A 21,368-nucleotide genomic window follows, 5' to 3' on the forward strand; every position below is an offset into this window, starting at 1 on the left:
AGTTTTCATCAATGACCTTCTAGCCAACGCTCTGCTTCCAGGGCCGCCATACATCCGCTACCTGCTGCAGTAATCGCTTGTCTGTAAACTCGATCCTGAACATCTCCAGCAGCGAATACTCCATCTATATTTGTTTTTGTGGTACCTGGGGTTGTGATGATGTACCCTGTATCATCTAAATTCAGTTGTGCTTTGAAAATTTCTGTATTCGGAACGTGTCCAATGGCATAAAAGAGTCCACCTACATTTAGTTCGCTGACTGATTTGTTTTGTGTATCTTCGAGTGTAAGAGACGTAAGTCCACCAGCACCACCTTTTGCTTCTGTAACTGCCTTATTCCATAGGATTTCGATCTTTGGATGACTCATAGCTCGTTTTTGCATGATCTGAGAGGCACGAAGGGTGTCCCGTCTATGGATCAAATATACTTTGGATGCAAATTTTGTTAGGTGGTTTGCCTCTTCAATCGCAGAGTCACCTCCACCAATGACAGCTAAATCTTTGTTACGATAGATGGGTAATGCGCCATCACAAACAGCACAAGCAGAGATGCCTCGTTGCCAATACACATCCTCACCTTTGATATGCATTCTTTTTGCTGTCGCTCCAGTGGCAATGATCACCGATTCAGCTTCGATCTGCTCGTCGTCTGACCAAAGAAGAAAGGGCCTTCTTGAAAAATCCACCTTTGTGATGGTTTGGGTATGGATGGTCGTTCCATATTTCGCCGATTGTTCGCGGAAGAGCTGGGTCAATTTGGTGCCGTCGATTCCTTCCGGAAAACCAGGAAAGTTTTCCACTTCTGTGGTTGTCGTGAGCTGTCCACCAGCAGAAACGCCCCCTGCCATAAAGCCTTCGTACATGACCGGATTTAGATTGGCCCTTGCCGCATAGATGGCGGCTGTATGACCCGCAGGCCCCGATCCAATGATTACTACTTTATGTGCCATGACTTTCTCCGTTAGAATGATTCTAAAATTAGACGTAATATATTAAAATGCGATGTTATTTTTTTCAATTTTTTGCCTCACACGAGCGAATCCAAGGTGCATAATACGGATCAGAGGCGAGTGGGCTTGCTTCCAAGGTTTTCAGATAGTCTTTCTGTTTCGTGTTTCGTGTCAAACAAAGGTAGGAAGATTCAAAAAACTCCAGTATGTCTTTCGAACCTTGGAATCTGATTTCTTCTAAGATCTGCAGGGCTTCCTTCTCATATCCGGTCGTCAAATAGAGTCGAAAGAGCTCCCTTTTGACTTCAATGTCTTCTTTGTGGGCTGCAAAATACTTCTCTAGATAGAAAAGGGAAGTAGCTTGCGATTGTCTAGATTCTGCCAAAAGCAGACCCATTCGCTTCAAAACGGGCTCATAGTCAGGATTCTCACGGAGTGAGAGTTCATAATAATACAAAGCCTTAGTTTTTTCGCCCTTTTCTTCCCAAGCTTTTCCTTCATGGAAGAGTTTGATCTCTTGTCCGCCACATTGGACAGCTAACAGAAGGCTAAACGCTAAAAGGAAAAATTTCATTTAAAATAGGTCTCTTTATCCTTTTTTAACAAAGTGAGGCAAGGTGGCAAAAAAATAATAAGTCTCTTTAGACTTTTTGTCCGACTCTTTTAGTAACATAAGAGAGTCACCATGGGTTCCAAATTGACAAGTTCTCAAAATCAACTACTTCAAACCTTCCAAGAATACCTTTCCGTAGAGAAAGGACTAAGCGATAATTCTATCTACTCCTATGGTTATGATCTCAACAAGTTTGCGACTTTCCTAGAGAAGGAACACATTAACTTTTTAGAAGTTAAGACAAATGACATCATGCGATTCCTCGAAGGTGAAAGAGAACGAAAAATTTCCGCCAAGACGCTGGCACGTGAAGTGGTCGCGATTCGACAATTTTACAAATTCCTGAGAGACGAAAAACGACTCGATTCGAATCCAACGGAGAAGATAGAAACGCCGGAAGTCGCAAGGACAATTCCTGATTATCTAACGCAAGAAGAGATCGATGAACTTTTTAATAATATCAAAGAAGATAATTTGTATGAACTTCGTGATAAATGCATTTTTGAATTATTATACTCATCTGGTCTTAGAATCTCAGAAGCATGCAATCTAAAAATTGGCGATGTAGATATGGATAACATGACCATCACGGTGGAAGGGAAGGGCGGACGCCAAAGGCTAGTTCCTTTTGGTGAAAAATCTCTCGATATCCTAAAAAAATATATGCTCGAAAGCCGAACCGAAATTCTGAAAAAACGAGTTTGTGAATTTGTTTTCGTTTCTAAGAAGGGATCCTATATCAACCGTAAGTCGGTTTGGAGATTACTCAATCACTATATCAAACGCACTAAAATTAAGAAAAAAGTGACGCCGCATACTCTCAGACATTCATTTGCGACCCACCTGTTAGAAAATCATGCAGATTTAAAATCGGTTCAGGAACTTTTGGGTCATATCGATATTTCTACGACTCAGATTTATACGCATATGGCAAATAAAACTCTAAAAGAAGTTCATAAGAAATTTCATCCTAGAGGATAATGTCGTCAGGCAATCCTAAAAAAACGGACTATGCAAAAATAGTCCGTCTTCAGATTCCATCTCACCCTCGTTATATTTCCATTACCAGAAACTATTTTTTCAGTTTAGCCTTAGAACATGGCTTTACTCTATATGATGCAGTGGACTTAAAAATGATTCTAGGCGAAGCAATTACCAATGTCATCAAACATGCCTATGAAGGAAAAAATGATAAACCAATATTTATGGATTTTTACTTCGAAAAAGACCGGGTGGAAATCAGAGTCAGAGACTATGGAGTCAAAACGCAACCCAAGGATTTGAAAAGTTTTGATTTAAGTGATTATAGAGAAAATGGAATCGGTATTTTTATGATCAAGAAATTGACCGATTATTACTTTCTGGACCAATCTTTTGAAATCGGAAACCAGATGGTGATGATCAAACGAAAGTAGCGTAAGCACTCTTAATGATTTTAAAAATAATCGCTAAACCGAACTCCAAAAATCCCGGTATTGAAAAATTATCTGAGACAGATTGGATCGTTCGATTGAAGTCACCACCTGTCGATGGTAAGGCGAATGAAGAGTTAATTGAAAGAATTGCAGAAGAATTGAGAATTGCAAAATCAAAAGTCGAATTATTAAAGGGCGAATCAGGAAAAAATAAAAAAATCCAAATTCACTTCTAAATAGATTCCTTTTCTCATTTTCCTCGACATTCCTTCCCACTCTGTAATTTTATCCGTATGGAAGCAATTCACGCAACAACGATCCTTTGTGTTAGAAAAGATGGCAAAACTGCAATCGGCGGAGATGGTCAGGTATCTATGGGCCAAACAGTGATGAAACACACGGCGAGAAAAGTCCGAAGACTTTATGGAGGTAAGGTGATTGCAGGATTTGCGGGATCAGCAGCAGATGCATTCACACTCTTTGAATTATTTGAAAAAAAATTAAATGAACACAGCGGATCTGTATCAAGAGCCGCAGTCGAACTTGCGAGAGAATGGCGTATGGATCGAATGTTGCGCCGACTTGAGGCTCTACTGATCGTTTGTGATGTCGCCGATTGTTTCTTAATTTCAGGAACAGGCGATGTGATCTCTCCAGACGACGGAGTGCTTGCGATTGGTTCGGGCGGAAACTATGCCTTAAGTGCTGCGCGTGCACTTCTCGAAAATACGGAACTCACTCCGAATGAAATTGTTACCAGAGCGATGAAAATTACAGCGGATATTTGTATTTATACAAATCATAATCTAGTGATAGAGGAATTATAATGAGCGAAAATTTTAAGGAAGTTTTAGCAGAAGCAGTAGGCGAAAACATAAATCCACTTACTGAGGATTTAACTCCTAGAGAGATTGTGAGTCGTCTTGATGAATACATAGTGGGCCAGCAAAATGCCAAAAAAGCCGTGGCAGTCGCGTTACGAAATCGAACTAGAAGGAGAAAACTTCCCGAGGAGATTCGAGAAGAAGTTTATCCAAAAAATATTATCATGATTGGACCAACGGGTGTGGGCAAAACAGAAATTGCTCGACGTTTATCAAAGTTATGTGGTGCACCGTTTCTGAAAGTGGAGGCGACAAAATACACGGAAGTGGGATACGTCGGTCGGGATGTTGAATCGATGGTAAGAGACTTGGCGACCATATCCTTAAATCTTGTGAAAGCTGAATTTCGTGAAAAGGTCAAGGGTACCGCGAATGCAAAAGCAGAGGAAGCCATTTTAGATTTAATCCTTCCTCCGATTTTCACAAAAAAAGAAGAAGACTTAAATCCGGAAGAAAAAGAACGAAATAACAGCTATAAACAATCCAGAGAGCGTTTCCGTCAAATGTTACGCGAAGGTAAGTTGGATGAACAAGAAATTGAAATCGACCTACCAAAGCCTTCCGCACCTTCATCCATGCCCATGTTGCAAGTTTTTGGAGCAGGCAATATGGAGGATATGGACAACCAAATTCAAAATCTTTTGGGTGATCTCATGCCAAAAAAGCAGGGCAAGCGAAAAGTAAAGGTAAGTGAGGCTAGAAAAATTGTCGTAGATAGTGAAGCAGAAAAGCTAGTAGACAATGATAAAATCCAATCAGAGGCGGTGCGACGAGCTGAAAATATGGGCATTATCTTTTTGGATGAAATTGATAAGATAGCAGGTAAAGAAAGTCGGCAAGGTGCTGATGTTTCTCGCGAAGGAGTACAAAGGGACTTACTTCCGATCGTGGAAGGCTCCACAGTTTCTACTAAAATTGGGCCATTAAAAACAGATCATATCCTCTTCATAGCGGCCGGGGCTTTTCATATGTCGAAGCCTTCTGACTTAATTCCTGAATTGCAAGGTCGTTTTCCGATCCGAGTGGAATTAGAAACACTCTCAAGAGAGGATTTCGTAAAAATACTTTCAACACCAAGATCATCTCTCACCAAACAATACGAAGCACTTCTTGAAACGGAAGGTGTCATCTTAAATTTTTTAAAAGATGGGATTGAAGAGATTGCGAGCATGGCTTTTGAAATGAATGAAAAGAATGAGAACATCGGAGCCAGAAGGCTCAATACAATCATGGAAAAATTATTGGAAGATACGAGTTTTAATGCTCCAGATCTTTTGCCGGGTGAGAAAAATATTACGATTGGAAAAGAGTTTGTTCAAGGTAAACTCAAAGGGATCATTGAAGATAAAGATTTGAGTAGGTTTATTTTATAGGGGATCTAAGCTCACGCGTTCAAGACCTCTTAAGGAATTTCCGGTTAATATTTGTTCGGCATTTCTTAATTCATTTTTCTTCAAGTCTTGGATCGCGACCCATTTTTTATCAATTAATTTTTGGCGAAGTGTTCCCGGAAGCCCACCTTTTTGCAGAGATGGTGTGAACCATTTCCCACCAATGCGATAAAAAATATTTCGTAGGCAAGTCTCGCTAACATTACCAAGTTCATCGATGAGGATCACATCCTCGCTCCCTTCTTTTGAGGCGAGTTCCAGTTCCGATGTGTAAAAGTCTCGAATGGTTGTCTTATGGTATAAAAATAAATCTTCCGAGGGAAGCGTTACGTGCCCAAAAGAGAGTTTTACAGTTCTTTTTTTATTGGTCCGTGTAAAATCATAAGATTCCGCTCGAAAATCGCCCTTTCGATTTAATAAAAGTCGGATCCGTAAAAGTCCGCTTGCGACATGAGAGATAGATTTTAATGCCTCCATTGCTTTCTCCTCTGAAAAGGGAAATCCTAGTCTCTGGCTCGAGTCTCTCATGCGAAGGAGATGGTATTTTAAAAAGCGGTAACGACCGTTAAAAAAGCGAATGGTCTCTAACAATTCAAAATCAGGAATATCGATCGAAGTGAGAAACGTTAACTTGGAAAGACATTCCTCATACTCTCTTTCAGAATTCGATAATACAGTCACTCCACTCCCAACAGAATAAGTTCCTTTCCAGTGGGCGTTCCTTTTTTGCAGCACTAAAGTTCGTATGGCTACATTTGCCTGTGATACCAAACGAGGTCCGTCTCTATGCAAGGTGAAAATAGATCCTGTGTAGATACCTCTGTTTCTTTTTTCTAGCGTATGCAAAAGCTCCATGGAGCGAATCTTAGGTGCACCTGTTACAGAACCAGAAGGAAATAAAGTGACAAAAAGATTGAAGAGGTCGTTATTCTTTAATAAAGATCCTTCAATTTCTGAAGTCATTTGCCAGACAGATTCAAAGGGCTCAGTCAGAAAAAGGGAAGGAACAACAACTGATCCGATTTCACATATTTTTCCTAAATCGTTTCGGAAAAGATCCGTGATCATTACATTTTCAGCCCTTTCTTTTTCGGAGGCTGTTAACACCATTCCATTTTCCAAATCATCCGCATAGATTGGCTTTCTTTTTGCAGTGCCTTTCATGGGATAGGTTTTGATTTGGTTTCCATCAATTTCCCAAAATTTTTCTGGTGAGAATGATAAAATAAATTCATCTTCAACGTAAGAAAAAGTCGAACATTTTGTTCTCTGTTTTCTCTTCAATTTTTGATACAGTAAAAAAGGATCTCCCTTTGCTTCTACATTTGCATCAAAGGTATAATTTAATTCGTAACTTTCCCCTTCTTCCAAATATTCTTTCACCAATCTCAACGATTCGGTGTATTCTGATTTAGTCTCGTTAGGGCTGCAACGAGTAACTTTTGATTCATCTAATTCTAGTAAGGTTGGATTCGTATATGATACGTTTTCTTTATGTGAGAATACAAAAATTTCGCAGAGAATGGTCTCCTTGGGTAGATCTTTTGAGATGCTATCAAAATAGGTTTGTAAAACAAATCCCATTTCGTAGCGAGCAACTCCGAATACATATTTACCTGATAATATTTCTTCTTCTACTTTTTTGAAGGTTGCTTCTATGGCCAAACGATCGGCCTCGGGTGTTTGAGTCGCTCGAATCCGAATGGTTTCAAAATCTCCGTAGTACCATTCGCTAGTGCTATAGGCGGGTGCCGTGCGAGAGTCTTCGAAAAGAAAACCACCTCTCTCTTTATAGAGAGTGAAAAAATCAGTCCACGAGTAAATCTGATTCGCGGCTAGAACTCCATTTTCTTCAAGGCATCTATCGGATAATTCAAATAAACGGAAGTGGCATGTTTAGAGGTTTGTATGTCAAAACATTCCAAAGGATCAAGACCTAAATTATAAAATCCTTCATCGATCATGGCGATCCCGAATCCAGCACTTTCTTTTTCGTCTAAAAAATCGGGTCGGAAAAAATCTCCCGATTTTCCTTCGCGTGCTAGTTCCGCGTGGCGCGTTCGACTCTTCCGGATCCGAGCTAAGTCCATACCCATGATAGGAGAATCATTACGAATTCGAATGTAGAGTTCTTTTTCGCGGATTTCGATCTTAACCGAAATTTTCAGATTATAGATTTTAGTTTTCTCTCGGACAAGTTCCAAAAAGGAGATATCTTCGGTGGAGAGTGTAACTTTTTTCGATTTTTTCTTATCAGAGAGAGTAAGGATCTTTTGAACGGTTTTTTTGATTTTGTCCGGAACGATATATCTTTGCATCGCATCACGAAGCGGTTCTGTTTCTAAAATGGTGTCGAGTAGCTCTTCAGCTTCTTCTTCTGGAGTCTGGCCGCCAGATCTGAGCTTGGTTAAGAGTTCATCTTTGAAAATCACAAAACGTGCGTTTGCCTTTACTGCATTGAGCAACGCCTCCATCACTCCGCTGAATAAATGGAAGGATGTGAGCGGATTGGCACCAATTCTTTCTAGAATTCCTTGGACTACTTCGTTGATGATATCACGTGTGGACTTGGTGAGACCTTTCAGCTCAAAGTGAAAGGAGTCCTTTTGTAAGATGGAATCAAGATTTCGTAAAATTTCCTGACCTTTGTATTTGATTTTGTCGTTTCCCATGTGATGATTCAGAACTTTTATGTTAAAAAACTAAGGAAAGAGGGTTTTGTAAACCAGTTTTCCTTGTCTCTTTGAGGTCAAATGAGTCAGAAAGAATTTTTATTGCGAACACCCGACTTGGGAGATACCGAAAAAATCGAACTGATCCGATGGAGCGTTACCATTGGCGATTCCATAGAAATTGGCGATGAAGTCATCGAGCTGGTAACCGACAAAGCCGCATTTCCAGTAGAATCTCCGCATAAAGGAATTTTGAAAGAGATCCGGATACCGGCAGGAAGTGTCGTAACCAAAGGTCAGATACTAGGTGTATTAGAAATTTCAGAATGAAAATAGTTCATATCTCAGATTTGCATTTTCCAACGATGATACCTTTTTTATCATTAAAGGGGAAATCCATCATCGGATACGCTAATTATTATTTACGTAGACGAAAAAAGCATGACCTAACTTTGATTCAAAATTTAATATCCTACATTAAAAATACCGAATATGATGCTCTCGTGATTTCGGGCGATTTGACAAATGTTTCCGAGGAGCGCGAATTTGCGGCTGCCCGCAATTGGCTGGATCCGATTCTTGATGCTCGGACTTTTATTATACCAGGTAATCATGACAGATACAAAAGGGAGTCACTCCATCCAGAATTAAAGTTTGAAAAATATTTTTCAGAATTTATGGGGACTTCCGTTTCCTCCGAATATTATATCCGTAAAAAAATGATCCAGGGAACTGCTTTTATTGGCTGGGATTCGAATCGACCGCTTCCCATTGCAAAGGCAAATGGATATCTAGATCCAAATATTCCGAAGGAAACATTTAAAATCATTGGAAATGATTATTTTTTGGTTTGCCACCATCCCATTTGGAACCCTGGAAATTATTTAGAGTCTAATGGTCATAAGATGGTAAATCGGAGGGAAATAGCCGAGCTATTATTAGAGAAACCTCCGCTTATCTATTTTCATGGCCACTCCCATTCCAATTGGGTAAAAGCCCCTGGAAAGCTAGCACCTTATTACATTCTCAATTCTGCTTCGAGCACTAGATTCTCAGATTCATCTCATGCCTGTGGATTTCATATTGTGAATGTTCGTGATTCTAAAAATATGGATATTAAGCGGATATCTTATCATCTTCTCTCGGAAACTTTTACGGAAACAGATCTTCTTCTGTTTGAAGAAGATCGCGGCGAAATTTAACAAAAATAGGGATTAAAATGTCAAATCAAAAACCTGATCTATCCAGCATTCAAAGACAACTCATGCAGGTTAAACATCCTGAATTAAAAAAGGACATTGTCACACTCGGAATGGTTTCGAAAGTCGAGCCTAATGAAGAGGGAATCGAGATAACGATAAAAACACCAAACAATGACAGACGATTACAAATCGGGATCGAAGCCCAGGCAAGACAGCTCATTTCCAAACTTGAGTCGGTAGGAAAACTAAAAATAAAATTTGAAGTCGATCAGACGATGAAAATGGAAGATGGCAATCGTATCTTTGGAGTTAAGAAGGTCGTGGCCATTGGTTCTGGGAAAGGTGGGGTAGGTAAGTCTACTGTTACTGCAAATATTGCGGCAACTCTTCTGAAGGCTGGCAAAAAGGTGGGCATTCTGGATGCAGACATTTATGGTCCGTCACTCGGAAAAATGTTTGGGATCAATGGCCGAGTGGCATTAAAATCCGAGGAAGATAAAATTTATCCTATAGAAAAACATGGGATCAAACTCATTTCTTTTTCCTTCCTTGTTAACGAGGATCAACCTGTCGTTTGGCGCGGACCCATGCTTGGAAAAGCCATCGAACAATTCTTATACGATGTGGTTTGGGGTGAACTGGACTATTTGCTCATTGACCTTCCTCCGGGAACCGGTGATGTCCAATTGTCTCTCGCACAATTAGTAGATTTAGATGGTGCAGTCATTGTCACCACTCCCCAAGAAGTAGCGGTACTCGATGCCGGGAGAGCCGCAGGTATGTTTAAGCAGGTAAAAGTTCCTATCCTAGGCATTGTGGAAAATATGTCAGGTTTTGCCTGCCCGAAGTGTGGACATGTGACGGATGTTTTTTCCAAGGGTGGAGGTGAGAAGCTTGCAACCTCGCTTGGTGTGCCAGAACTGGGGTCAGTTCCCCTTACTGAAAATATTATGAAATCGGGAGATTCGGGCAGACCTGCGGTCTTTGACGAAAGCAACACCTCGCTTGTCGAAGCTTATGGCAAAATCATTGGCAATCTCGAGTCACAATTGGCAGTTTATGCTGACTAAAAATCACTTGTTTCTTCTCAGGGATTCTTTAGTCTAATCTATAGCACTATGAACTTTGAACGTGGCTCGAAACCCAATCCTACTGGCAACCTAGTTGCCTACTGCCATGTCTTTGGTGAAAACCCCATTGCACCTGGTGGAAAAATCATTGCGTCGAATGTTGTCGTAAGCTTTCTAAAAATCGGTGATAATTACCCGGTGGTCACGTTTCCTCCTGTGGCACTTTCCTCAAAAGAGGAACTGTTAAAGATTCTTTCAGACAGTATCCATTTGTACGATGTTGTTCAGCTTCCTGATTTTCAGATGCCAGAAAACAAAGAACAGGGAAACCAATACATCCAAGAAAGAATGGAACAGTTTAATTCCATGGTTATGCGGTATGTTGAGTTTTGTAAGGCGAAAGAAAAAAAACAATCCACTCAATCTGTAGAAATTTTGGATGGATTGAACGAACCGTTGGAAGCATTGGCAAATCTCTCGCTCGAATTTAGAAATTCTTCGGGTATTGCCAAAGAGGCAACTCGCTTAAAGATGGATCGCATCGTGGATTATTTCCATAGCAACCATCCACAATTGGATATCGAAAATTTTAAAAAAGCATTAGGGTATCCTGGCAAGTTAGGCGATGAGTTGATCAGCCTTTACATCCAAAAATTTAACGCCATTCAAATTGAGAAATACGAAGATGCCTCTGATTTAAGACGACGCATCCTAGCAATTGAGTCCATGTCCCCGCAAGCGTAATGTCTTTATCCTTTCCAGTTTCTGTAGAGAAAAATGCGGCATTGCAGCGCCGTATGGCAGAACTGGAAGTCTTGGAAAGTCACCTAGAGGAGACCTTTATCCGCTCCTCAGGGAAAGGTGGACAGAACGTAAATAAAGTTTCAACCGCCGTTTTCTTACTTCATATACCTACCGCTCTTTCGGTAAAATGTTCCATATACAGAACACAAGGACTCAATCGATATAAGGCCCGTACACTTTTATGTGACTTAATCGCAGAATTTAAGTTTGGTGTGGAAGGAAGCAAAAAAGAGGCAATCCGTCTAAAAATCATCAAACAGAAAAAGAATAAAACGAGGAAATCAAAAAGAAAAATATGAAATCTAATAGGATCATTCACTTTATCTCTCGTTTTGTCTGGATAGTTATCATTAGTTTTCTGTTCCACGGTTGTCATAATATCCTTCTTCCGTTTCAGGCGACTGATTGGAGAGATGGCTGGGAAATGCGCTGGATCACGAGAGAGCAGGGTAATCATTTTGTTCCTTCTCCAACAGAAACTTCGGAATCATATTCAACATATAATATCCCTTATATTTCTTTGGAACCTAGTCAAGGTCGCCTACTTCTCGTTAAAAGAAAAATTTCGGGTCTTTCAGATCTTGAAAATCCTTCTATCTTTTTTCGTGGTGGCGGACAGATTCTTGGGGTATTTATAGATGGGGATAAAATATTAGAACAATTTAGAAATGAAGAGAGCATTAGTGAATCTGGAGAAATTAAATTCAATTTAAAATTCAACTCAAGATATTTCCCAATCCTTCCACTTGACAAGAGTTATGATGGAAGGACGATATTCATTTTATTCCATAGCTATAAAAACTTGCCTGTTGGTTTTTTAGAGCCTCCACTTGTTGCAAATCAAACAGAAAATTTTAAAGCACTTGTAAATCGAAACCAAAGTTTCGCAGGTCTTGGATTCTTTTTCTTAGTTCTAGGTATATTTTCTAGTTACTTATATCTTAGAAGAAAGAAGAAGGCGATCGTTGCTTTTACCTTCTTTCTTATCCTCTCTGGTCTACATTTTATGTCACAGGCAGGGTTCTGGGGGTATTTGTGGTATGATTCTTATGAAATTGGTTTTTATATCTTCATCCTCACTGCGTTTGCGATTCCTATTGCTGCACTCTATTTTTTTGATAAATTATTTGGAGTAGGTCGAATCAACATCATTCGGATGCTCTGGCAATTTCATCTTCTATTCTCTCTTGTCATACTATCCTTAGCATTTTTACAAGTGATTACATTTATGTATGCATTCGTTACTTTTGTTTGGATTGCGTTGCCTGCATTAATCATTCAAGTAATTATTGCGTGGTCTGAGTTTATTTCAGGTAAACCCCGTGCTTGGATCTTAGTATGTGGTTGTTTGTTTTTGCTATTTTTTAATGTTCATGATACGTTATCGGCATTGGGATATATTCATTCCTTTTCGAGAATATCGCATTGGGGATTTTTCCTTTTTGTATTGGCACTGTCTTTGTATAGCGAAGAAATTTTTAGAAATTCAGAAGTTAAATACGCAGCCCTTCAAAAAGAAATTGCAACGGCCTCACGAATACAAAATGCGATTTTGCCTCCGAGTCCACCAAGTTGGGAAGAATTAAAAATTGGCGTCTATTACCAACCTTCTGAGGAAGTGGGTGGGGATTTTTACGACTTTCAGGCATTAGGCGATCATAAGTATGGAATTATAATTGCAGATGTCGTTGGACATGGTTTAGGTGCTTCCATCATTGCCTCACTTTCCAAATTTTCCTTCTTTCAAAATAATTTACATTGGAGAAATCCTTCCTTTCTCATGTCTTCCATGAATGAAGATTTAGTGAAACGATCCTATGGACGTTTCACGACGGCTTCTTATTTTTATTTTGATATGGAGAAAATGAAGTTAATCGTTTCAAGCGCTGGTCACCCATCGTTTTTTCATTGGTCAAAAAGTAGAAATCTAGTCATAGAAAACAAACCAAAGGGGAAACCACTCGGGATACTAGAAGGACTTACGTATATGGAAGAAGACATTCGTTTCGAAAAAGGCGATCAATTCCTGCTATATACAGATGGATTGCCTGAAGAAATGGGAAACCGACAAACAGATTTTGGAACGGATGCGCTGATGGAATCCTTTCGCTTTATTGCGGGAACAAATCCGCAAACAGGAGTCGAACAGATTTTAACATCATTTCGAAAACAAACAGGTCTTATTGGACTCCCTCATGACGACATTACCTTAATTTATATCGAAGTGGTGTAGGGGGACAGGAGCATCTGCCTTTGGTTTTGGCAATTCATTTCCACCAAGCGAAACAGATTCTAAACTAATTGTTGATAGTTCATTTTTAAACTTCGAGATTAAAAAAAAGACCCAAGGCGTTAACCTCAGGTCTTTTCTCCAAACATGTGTATGTTTTGAATTGGGGATGATTTACATCATGCCGCCCATTCCGCCCATACCACCCATTCCTCCCATACCGCCGCCGCCCATTCCACCACCAGCGTCTTTCGGCTCTGGTTTGTCGGTAATGGTAACTTCAGTAGTGAGAAGCATTGCTCCAATGGAAGCCGCATTTTGTAGTGCAGAACGAACAACTTTTGCAGGGTCAACGACACCAGCTTTGATTAGGTCTTCCCATACCATAGTGAGTGCGTTAAATCCTTCGTTGCCAGATTTCGCTCTTGCTTGTTCAACGATGACAGATCCTTCAAGACCTGCATTGGAAGTGATCATTCTGATCGGCTCTTCTAATGCACGTAAGATGATGTTCGCACCTGTTTGCTCATCGCCCACAAGTTTAAGAGCTTTCACCGCATCTTGCGCACGAAGGAGTGTGAGTCCACCACCAGCAACGATTCCTTCCTCAACAGCAGCACGAGTTGCGGAAAGAGCATCTTCTACACGAGCCTTTTTCTCTTTCATTTCCACTTCAGTAGCAGCGCCAACATGGATCACAGCAACACCACCAGCTAACTTAGCAAGGCGTTCTTGTAGTTTTTCTCTGTCGTAGTCAGAAGTTGTGTCTTCAATTTGTTTTTTGATTTGGTTCACTCGGCCTTGGATGTCTTTAGAAGCACCAGCGCCTTCGATGATCGTTGTATTTTCTTTATCAACTACGATCTTTTTTGCACGACCAAGCATCTTCACGTCAGCGTTTTCAAGTTTCATTCCGAGGTCTTCAGAAATTACTTGTCCGCCTGTGAGTACTGCAATGTCTTCGAGCATAGACTTACGTCGATCGCCAAAGCCTGGAGCCTTTACTGCCACGCACTGAATCGTTTTGCGAAGCGTGTTCACGACGATCGTTGCAAGAGCTTCGCCTTCTACTTCTTCGGCGATGATGACAAGTGGTCTTCCTGCTTGCGCAATTTTCTCGAGCACAGGAAGAAGGTCTTTCATAGAAGATATCTTTTTATCATAAATGAGGATAAAAGGATCAGAGAAAGTTGCTGTCATTGCTTCTGGATCAGTCACCATGTAAGGCGAAATGTATCCGCGGTCAAACTGCATACCTTCTACGATATCAAGTGTTGTTTCAATTGATTTTGCTTCATCAACAGTAATCACACCTTCTTTTCCAACTTTATCGAAAGCTTGTGCAATGAGTGCACCAATTTCCGGGTCGTTGTTCGCAGATATAGTAGCTACGTTTGCGTATTCTGCTTTGCTATTGATTTTAATAGCTCTTTTTTTGATTTCTTCTACAGCGGCAATCACTGCTTTGTCGATACCATGTTTGAGAGCCATTGGGTTTGCCCCGGCAGTTACGTTTTTTAAACCTTCATTCACGATAGCTTGAGCTAAGATCGTCGCAGTAGTCGTTCCATCACCAGCGATGTCGTTAGTTTTTGTAGAAACTTCCTTCACCATCTGCGCGCCCATGTTTTCGATTGGGTCTTCTAAATCGATTTCTTTAGCAACGGTTACACCGTCTTTAGTGATCGTAGGTGCGCCAAATTTTTTATCAATTACTACGTTACGACCTTTTGGTCCAAGTGTTACCTTTACTGCGTTTGCAAGTTTGTTAACACCAGCTAGGAGTTTTCTTCGAGCCGATTCATCAAATTCTATATTTTTAGCCATGATTGATTTCCTTCCTTTTGTTATTTAGAAACGACAGCAAGAATGTCGCTTTCACGGATGATCAGGTAGTCTTTGCCACCTTGTTTGATTTCTGTTCCGGAATATTTTCCGTAGAGTACGATATCGCCCACTTTTACTTCGAGAGGAATGAGTTTTCCGTCTTCGTATTTTCCTTGGCCGACTGCAGTTACTTTACCTTCTTGTGGTTTTTCTTTTGCAGTATCAGGCACTATGATGGATCCGATTTTTTCTTCAGCCTCGTTCTTAGGCTCAACTACCACTCTATCTCCCAACGGTTTGATCGATGACATAGGTTAGTCTCCTTTAATCTTTTGATTACTTGTATATTTGGATTAGCACACCTTTTAAAAGAGTGCTAATCTCTGTTGCCAAGATAAAAGGAGGCCTGTATTTAGTCAAGCACTTGAAGGAAGAGAGTGCTAAAATCCAAAAATGCCTGTTTTTTTTCGCCGTGTTTTTTTGGTTGAGGAGATTCCGAGCATCCCAAGGAGTCCCCTGGTGACTTCTTTTGCCACCGTCCTCCCCACCTCTCGCGCCAGCGGGTTTTTGGATAAGGTTTCCACGAAAGTTGGATCTTCCTTTAGTTTTTTTCGTTTTTCTTTTTTAGCAGAGGAGCCATTTTCTTCGATTTCAGTTTCCTCTTCTGCCTCGGCGATCCCATCGATTTTTTTCTGTAAAATTTCATATGCGGAGTCCCGATCTAGGTCCTTTGCATATTTACTCACAAGTTTGGAATCGGAAAGAATTTCTTTGATTTCGCTATCTGTTAGTATGTCCATGCGGGAACTCGGAGGGACAAGCATCGTGCGGACAAGTGGGGTAGGCACGCCTTTCTCGCTAAGGGCAGTCACGAATGCTTCACCAATACCAAGTTTGGTGATCTCTTCATCCACATCATAAAAATCTGTGATCGGGTAATTTTCTGCTGCCTGTTTGATACTTTTCCTATCGTTTGCCGTAAAGGCACGTAAGGCGTGTTGGATTTTTAAACCAAGTTGGGCAAGGATAGCGGGTGGAATGTCCGTAGGGGACTGGGTGCAAAAGAATATGCCGACTCCTTTTGATCGGATGAGTCGGACCATGGATTCGATTTGACCTATTAAAGTTTTCGAGGCTTCGCTAAATACTAGATGTGCTTCATCGATAAAAATTGCGAGTTTAGGTGCTTCTATGTCTCCCTCTTCAGGAAAATTTCCATAAATTTCAGTAAGCAAGGAAAGCATGAAAGTGGAAAATAAAAGAGGCTTAGATTGAATATCTGTTAAACGAATGATGTTGATTTTGCCGTAACCATTCTTATCTTTTAATAAAAGATCCTCCACATCAAAAGATGGTTCGCCGAAAAAAGTTTCAGCGCCTTGTCCCTCGAGCTCAATGATTTTGCGTATAATGGTCGATGTAGAAGCAGAAGAGATGGCTCCGTATTCCTTTTCAATCTCTTCTTTGCCTTCATTTGTTAGGTATTGAAGGGCTTTTTTGATATCTTTGATGTCAAGAAGCGGTATGCCGAGGTCATCACAGTATTTGAAAACAAGAGAAATCACTCCTGATTGGGTATCATTTAATCCTAAGATTCGTGAAAAGAGTACCGGTCCAAATTCGGATACAGCTGCTTTCAACCTGGCGCCCTTATCTTCAGACATACTCAGGAATTCAACGGGAAATCCTTCTTTCTTCCATTCATAGTCCAGATCCTTACTCCTTTTTTTGATAACATCCTTTTCTTCCCCTTCTTTGGCGATACCCGAAAGATCTCCTTTGATGTCCATGAGCAGAACAGGAATACCAGCCCTTGATAAACCTTCGGTTAGCAGTTGTAATGTTTTTGTCTTTCCTGTCCCTGTCGCTCCAGCGATCAGTCCATGTCTATTGAGAGTCGAAAGCGGAATGGTTACCTTAGCTTCCTTTTCCACCTGATCAGAGAGCATACCACCCCCTAAAAATATCGATTTGCCTTTTGGTGCGTAACCTTCACTGATTTCTTTTATAAATTCGGGTGTCTGTTTTTTGGACATATAATCATTCCTTTTCTATCATCATCTACTTAGTTTCCGCATCGATCTGGCAAGCAAAGATCAACAAAAAACTAGTAAATTTAAAGGTTGCAATCTTCTTTGATTTCTATGAAATAGAATGGCTAGTTTTTCTGGAATGATTTCATTTTTGATTCCCTTATGATAAAATTTAAAAAAATATACATTTTGTTAGGTGTGGCTCTTATACTTGTTTCCACATGTAGACAATATCCTCCTCAAGAAAGAGAGGTAAGAATTTCTGAGACCGGTGTATTAGATTTGAGAGGGATCGATTTCAATCGACTTATGCCATTCCCTCTCTCTGGTGTCTGGGATGCGTATCCAGGAAAACTACCTAAGACGGAAGTCGAATTTCTCGCCTTGGAAAAAGAGACACCAACACCACTTCTAATTCCTGGTTATTGGGTCAATCAAAACTTGCCCGCTCACGGTTATGTGACCTATCGTTTGAAGTTCCTAGTTGATGAGCCTGGTACGGTGATGCTGTATCTCAAAGAGGCTTCTTCTGCTTATAAAATTTTTCTTTGGAGACCCGACAAAGGCTTAGATGAGCTTGGATCTAGTGGTAAGTTGTCCACGAACAAAGAGGAGTCCATCGGGTATTATACAGAGACAGCTCGGTCTTTTCGGGTAACAAAGGACACTGTCCTTTACCTCCAAGTTTCAAATTATTTGTACTCCCGAGGAGGGGCGTATTACAGCCCGTTAATCGGTGGAAATAATAATATGTTATCTTATTTAGAAAACAAAGTAAGAAAAGAGTTTCTATTCATCGGGGTATTTTCTGTTTTGTTTTTGTATCATCTCGTTTTGTTTTTACATAGAAGAAAAGACAGTTTTACTTTATTTTATTCACTTATTTGTTTAGCCTGGCTGACTCGAATATTGCTTTTTGAAAGAGTGACTCGTGATTGGTTTGAACCTAGCGATTTTATGGAGATGTTACAAATTCGTTTTGAATATTTATCGTTTATATTTGTCCAATTTTTTTCTATCCAATTTTTCTACTATTATTTCCAGCCCTTCATAAAAAGTAAAATCAGGAATTTCATGTTAATTCCTATTCTCATTTTTTTCATAGTCACTCTGTTTACGCCATACGAAATTTATACAAAACTGTTACAAGTGACTCAAGTATATATGATATTAATACTCTCGTATTCTTTTTATGCTGTCACGCGGACTCTAGAAGTTAAGGAAGCTCGTTATTCTGGATTTGTATTTTTGCTTGGGACTGCGGCCATCTTATTTACGACCATTTTCGATTCCATTGTATTCCTCAAACGATTGGATTTACCTATGATGACCAATTTTGGATTCGCTGCTTATTCAATATGTCTTGCGACAGTCATTGCAAATCGAAATTCGTATGCCTGGGAGACAGCAGAATACCTAACCTTAAATTTAAGAAACGAAGTCGATTGGAAGACGATAGAACTTCGCAAAGAGAAAGAAAAAGCTGAAAAGGCTAGCGAATTAAAAGATAAATTTATCTCTATTGTTTCGCATGACATTCGCTCCCCTTTATTTGGAATATCTTCCGTTGTGAATCTGCTTACAGAAACTCCTCCGAGCATGACTCCCGAAAAAGCAAAACAAGTGTTGAGTGAGGCCTCTGGGGGTCTAAAAAATTTATTGTCTATGGTCGAGGAACTCATTCAGTATTCACGATTCCAGAATGCTACGATTTTCCCCGATTATCAGTTGTTTGACTTTTTCCAATTGGTAGAAGCAGTCAAAGAAAAAGCAAAACCATTGCTAGATGCAAAAAATATACTGCTAGAGATTGATATCGTTGAGTCGTCAGTTGGGATTGGCGATCCTCATTTGATCCAGCACCTACTTTGGAATCTCATCACAAACTCGATCAAGTTTACGCACAAGAAGGGTTCGATCCAAATTAGCCTGACAGAAATTGAAAATCGATGGTCTCTGAAGGTAAAAGACTCTGGCATTGGATTTCCTGACAAATGGAAAGAGAACATTTTTGAAGAAGGATACCTTTATTTACGAAAAGGAACAGAGGATGAAATGGGAGCAGGGGTTGGTCTAGCCTTTTGCAAAGAAGTATCCGAAAGGCATGGCGGTTCCCTAACCGCAACTGCGACAGAAGGGAAAGGTGCCACTTTTGAATTTCTTCTGCCCAATTATGAAAAGGTAGTCATGATCCTCGATGACAACCCAGGCTATAGGAAACAATTACGTAAAATTCTGAAAGATTTTCCATGTGTCATTTGGGAAGAGGAATATCCCGATCATGCTCTGCAATCCATTGTTAAATTGAAACCTGACCTAGTGCTCGTTGATTTTTCCATGCCTGAAAAAGATGGACTTACGTTTCTTCGAGAATTGTATTCAGATCCAGACATGATCGATATAAAATCCATCATGCTTTCGAGTTCTCAGACGGATCCGAATACAGGTAAAAAATTGGAAAGAGAAGTTCTCGAATCCGGAGGAGACGGATTTCTTAGGAAAACCTATCCGGATGAGAAAGTTATCTTCGAAATTAAAAAATGTCTAAACCTAAATTAACATCTGTTCTTTGGCGCGACCGATGAGTTCTGCCACGGTTTTGGAATTGAAACGATCTTTCAGTCTTCCTACATGGTATTCTACAGTTCTTTTGGAAAGTCCAATGTCGGTGCCGATTTCTTGATAGGTTTTACCTTGACCGAGAAGTGTTAAGATTTGTTTTTCTTTTTTATTGGCAACCTTCCCGTCCTGCGGTTTGCGACTAAAAGTAAGCTTTAGATTTTTTGAATATACTGTTTTTCCAGAAGCGATCTCACTCAAATTTTTTGTAAGGCTTGATAGATCATCAGATTTTAAAAGGTATCCATCAACCCCAGCTTCAATCGCAGAGTGAACAATCGCTTGGTCATCTAACATCGTAAGCGTTACGACCTTTAAATTTGGGTGCTCTTTTTTCCATTCTTTTACTAAGTTCAAAACGTTATCACCGGGGATACGCAGATCGAGTAACATAAAGTCAGGCATCTTTTCCGTTAGGAGCTGGCTGATTTGATTCGAATGTTCTGCTTCACCGACAACTTCAAAATCTGTCGATGCGTTGACTACGTGTTTTACCCCAACTCGCGTGACCGCATGGTCTTCTACGAGGATGACTTTCTTTTTTTGTTCCATTTTCCGGTTCCTTCGAATTTTTACCTAATTGCTTTCTTTTTTCGCGTTTCCAAGTTCACTTTGTGAGGACATTTGCTAACTTTAGTATCTTTAACTCACTCGTCATCTGAATTAGACGAGTAAAATGTGAAAAGTACTAGGTATTCGTACATACTTTTATGCGATTTCCCTAAGGCTTTCGGATTGTTTTTCTCTTGCCAAAATGAGAAAAAATAACAATTTCATATGGAAATCTAGGAGTTTTGATGAATCCCAAAGTAGAGAGCCTGAAAAAAATCTATCTCTTCCATACCTTAAACCAAGACGAAATGTTGCATATCGCCGAGAAGATACACGATATCCATTTACCGCCAAGAAATGTTCTCTATGATATAGGAGAAGAGGCACAATCCATGTTCATTGTGAAATATGGAACGCTTCAAATCTCGACGGCCACCAGTCATGGAGACGATGTAAACCTTGTTTCTCTCGCTGCAGGAGACCATTTTGGTGAATTGCCTTTCTTTGATGCAGAAAAACGTTCCGCCAAAGTAGAAGCATTAGAAAATTCTGAATTGTATGAGCTCAGATACCATGACTTGCAAGAGATGTTTGCAAAAAATCGCGAGATGGAGACTAAGTTTTACAAAGAAGTCACTCACTATTATATCAAACGATTGCGAAAACTCACGAACGATCTTACTTACGCGCGGGAGCTACGAAGACGATTTGCTTAAGTGCCGTCAGCAAAACGACCAACTTTAGTCCAATTCAGTTAATTTTTCTCCTGGATTCGTGAAAAAACCTTTTCCATTCCCCTGATTCTTTCTAATACAGCTAAGGAATGGATGTAGGATACCGATAATCTTTGTAGGCAGGGAGAAGGAATGCATGGTGGACCCCGAAATCCTAACCGAGAAGATCGTGACTCAGAATAAGACCTTCTTGGTGGATTTAAAGCAAAACCAGGCTGGCTTTTATCTAAAGGTGTCGGAATGGTCGAATAGCAAAAAGTCTTCGATTTTTCTACCTGCGGAAGGTATCGATCGAATGATCGAAATCTTGTATAAATTCAAAAGCCAAATATCCGATAATGATATTACCAAAGACCCGGTTTAGGAGCCTTT

At 40.1% G+C, this 21,368-nt stretch carries 22 protein-coding genes; 14 read left to right on the forward strand and 8 right to left on the reverse strand.

Translation table 11 applies throughout. The features are described from left to right. Positions 1 to 8: 8 nt before the first annotated feature. Together trxB and EHQ58_RS11720 are read right to left on the reverse strand one after the other, a co-directional pair. Positions 9 to 950, reverse strand: coding sequence for a thioredoxin-disulfide reductase (trxB, locus tag EHQ58_RS11715; protein WP_135624071.1), 942 nt, complete (start codon positions 948 to 950; stop codon positions 9 to 11). Between the two features lie 64 nt (positions 951 to 1,014). Continuing rightward, positions 1,015 to 1,524: a tetratricopeptide repeat protein gene (locus EHQ58_RS11720; protein ID WP_135624072.1), complete on the reverse strand. Its 510-nt coding sequence runs from the start codon at positions 1,522 to 1,524 to the stop codon at positions 1,015 to 1,017. A 123-nt stretch (positions 1,525 to 1,647) separates the two neighbouring features. Here EHQ58_RS11720 and xerD point away from each other — a divergent pair, with 123 nt between their 5' ends. Genes xerD through hslU form a run of 5 tightly spaced genes read left to right on the forward strand, consistent with a single transcriptional unit; the run spans position 1,648 to position 5,235 of the window. Continuing rightward, positions 1,648 to 2,544: a site-specific tyrosine recombinase XerD gene (gene xerD, locus EHQ58_RS11725; protein WP_135624297.1), complete on the forward strand. Its 897-nt coding sequence runs from the start codon at positions 1,648 to 1,650 to the stop codon at positions 2,542 to 2,544. Continuing rightward, positions 2,544 to 2,978: an ATP-binding protein gene (locus tag EHQ58_RS11730; protein ID WP_135624073.1), complete on the forward strand. Its 435-nt coding sequence runs from the start codon at positions 2,544 to 2,546 to the stop codon at positions 2,976 to 2,978. Before xerD ends, EHQ58_RS11730 begins: the two co-directional genes overlap by 1 nt. A 14-nt stretch (positions 2,979 to 2,992) precedes the next feature. Beyond that, positions 2,993 to 3,214 (forward strand): DUF167 domain-containing protein, encoded by a 222-nt coding sequence (locus EHQ58_RS11735; RefSeq protein WP_135624074.1) that lies wholly within the window; start codon positions 2,993 to 2,995, stop codon positions 3,212 to 3,214. Between the two features lie 57 nt (positions 3,215 to 3,271). Then, complete coding sequence (hslV, locus tag EHQ58_RS11740) at positions 3,272 to 3,805, forward strand: ATP-dependent protease subunit HslV (protein ID WP_135624075.1); 534 nt, start codon at positions 3,272 to 3,274, stop codon at positions 3,803 to 3,805. After that, positions 3,805 to 5,235, forward strand: coding sequence for an ATP-dependent protease ATPase subunit HslU (gene hslU / locus EHQ58_RS11745; RefSeq protein ID WP_135624076.1), 1,431 nt, complete (start codon positions 3,805 to 3,807; stop codon positions 5,233 to 5,235). The genes hslV and hslU overlap by 1 nt, the downstream gene beginning before the upstream one ends. Here hslU and EHQ58_RS11750 read toward each other — a convergent pair. Further along, positions 5,230 to 6,918 carry a bifunctional chorismate-binding protein/class IV aminotransferase gene (locus EHQ58_RS11750; protein ID WP_135624077.1) on the reverse strand — a complete coding sequence of 563 codons (1,689 nt, stop codon included), beginning with the start codon at positions 6,916 to 6,918 and terminating at the stop codon, positions 5,230 to 5,232. The two genes, hslU and EHQ58_RS11750, sit on opposite strands and share 6 nt — an antisense overlap. A gap of 170 nt (positions 6,919 to 7,088) precedes the next feature. Next, positions 7,089 to 7,925: a hypothetical protein gene (locus EHQ58_RS11755; RefSeq protein ID WP_135624078.1), complete on the reverse strand. Its 837-nt coding sequence runs from the start codon at positions 7,923 to 7,925 to the stop codon at positions 7,089 to 7,091. A gap of 81 nt (positions 7,926 to 8,006) precedes the next feature. On the opposite strand from EHQ58_RS11755, the gene EHQ58_RS11760 reads away from it, so the two are divergent. From EHQ58_RS11760 to EHQ58_RS11785, 6 genes are read left to right on the forward strand one after another with little or no spacing between them, the layout of a single operon-like run. Further along, a complete protein-coding gene (locus tag EHQ58_RS11760) occupies positions 8,007 to 8,255 on the forward strand; it encodes a lipoyl domain-containing protein (protein ID WP_135624079.1) in 249 nt (82 codons plus the stop codon). Next, positions 8,252 to 9,127 carry a metallophosphoesterase family protein gene (locus tag EHQ58_RS11765; protein WP_135624080.1) on the forward strand — a complete coding sequence of 292 codons (876 nt, stop codon included), beginning with the start codon at positions 8,252 to 8,254 and terminating at the stop codon, positions 9,125 to 9,127. The genes EHQ58_RS11760 and EHQ58_RS11765 overlap by 4 nt, the downstream gene beginning before the upstream one ends. Positions 9,128 to 9,144: 17 nt before the next feature. After that, complete coding sequence (locus EHQ58_RS11770; protein ID WP_135624081.1) at positions 9,145 to 10,197, forward strand: Mrp/NBP35 family ATP-binding protein; 1,053 nt, start codon at positions 9,145 to 9,147, stop codon at positions 10,195 to 10,197. 48 nt (positions 10,198 to 10,245) lie between these two features. Beyond that, positions 10,246 to 10,941, forward strand: coding sequence for a hypothetical protein (locus tag EHQ58_RS11775; protein WP_135624082.1), 696 nt, complete (start codon positions 10,246 to 10,248; stop codon positions 10,939 to 10,941). Further along, a complete protein-coding gene (locus tag EHQ58_RS11780; RefSeq protein WP_135624083.1) occupies positions 10,941 to 11,300 on the forward strand; it encodes a peptide chain release factor family protein in 360 nt (119 codons plus the stop codon). Before EHQ58_RS11775 ends, EHQ58_RS11780 begins: the two co-directional genes overlap by 1 nt. Beyond that, positions 11,297 to 13,234: a PP2C family protein-serine/threonine phosphatase gene (locus EHQ58_RS11785; protein ID WP_135624084.1), complete on the forward strand. Its 1,938-nt coding sequence runs from the start codon at positions 11,297 to 11,299 to the stop codon at positions 13,232 to 13,234. Before EHQ58_RS11780 ends, EHQ58_RS11785 begins: the two co-directional genes overlap by 4 nt. 171 nt (positions 13,235 to 13,405) lie before the next feature. On the opposite strand, the gene groL is transcribed toward EHQ58_RS11785, so the two are convergent. From groL to EHQ58_RS11800, 3 genes are all read right to left on the reverse strand, one after another. Continuing rightward, positions 13,406 to 15,058, reverse strand: a complete 1,653-nt coding sequence (gene groL, locus EHQ58_RS11790; RefSeq protein WP_135624085.1) for a chaperonin GroEL — start codon at positions 15,056 to 15,058, stop codon at positions 13,406 to 13,408. A 20-nt stretch (positions 15,059 to 15,078) separates the two neighbouring features. Continuing rightward, positions 15,079 to 15,369 (reverse strand): co-chaperone GroES, encoded by a 291-nt coding sequence (groES, locus tag EHQ58_RS11795; RefSeq protein ID WP_135624086.1) that lies wholly within the window; start codon positions 15,367 to 15,369, stop codon positions 15,079 to 15,081. Between the two features lie 129 nt (positions 15,370 to 15,498). Further along, positions 15,499 to 17,094 (reverse strand): helicase HerA-like domain-containing protein, encoded by a 1,596-nt coding sequence (locus EHQ58_RS11800; RefSeq protein ID WP_135624087.1) that lies wholly within the window; start codon positions 17,092 to 17,094, stop codon positions 15,499 to 15,501. 159 nt (positions 17,095 to 17,253) lie between these two features. On the opposite strand from EHQ58_RS11800, the gene EHQ58_RS11805 reads away from it, so the two are divergent. Then, positions 17,254 to 19,650 (forward strand): ATP-binding protein, encoded by a 2,397-nt coding sequence (locus EHQ58_RS11805; RefSeq protein ID WP_135624088.1) that lies wholly within the window; start codon positions 17,254 to 17,256, stop codon positions 19,648 to 19,650. Here the strand turns inward: EHQ58_RS11805 and EHQ58_RS11810 are convergent. Then, positions 19,642 to 20,262, reverse strand: coding sequence for a response regulator transcription factor (locus EHQ58_RS11810; protein ID WP_135624089.1), 621 nt, complete (start codon positions 20,260 to 20,262; stop codon positions 19,642 to 19,644). The two genes, EHQ58_RS11805 and EHQ58_RS11810, sit on opposite strands and share 9 nt — an antisense overlap. Positions 20,263 to 20,507: 245 nt before the next feature. Here EHQ58_RS11810 and EHQ58_RS11815 point away from each other — a divergent pair, with 245 nt between their 5' ends. After that, the gene (locus EHQ58_RS11815; protein ID WP_135624090.1) at positions 20,508 to 20,978 is read left to right on the forward strand and encodes a cyclic nucleotide-binding domain-containing protein; all 471 of its coding nucleotides are present in this window, start codon (positions 20,508 to 20,510) and stop codon (positions 20,976 to 20,978) included. A 154-nt stretch (positions 20,979 to 21,132) separates the two neighbouring features. Further along, entirely contained in the window at positions 21,133 to 21,360 is a 228-nt protein-coding gene (locus EHQ58_RS11820) for a DNA-binding protein (protein WP_425460483.1), read from the forward strand. Positions 21,361 to 21,368 lie beyond the last annotated feature (8 nt).

This window comes from Leptospira ognonensis (assembly GCF_004770745.1).
GTDB classification, from domain to species: Bacteria; Spirochaetota; Leptospiria; order Leptospirales; family Leptospiraceae; genus Leptospira_A; species Leptospira_A ognonensis.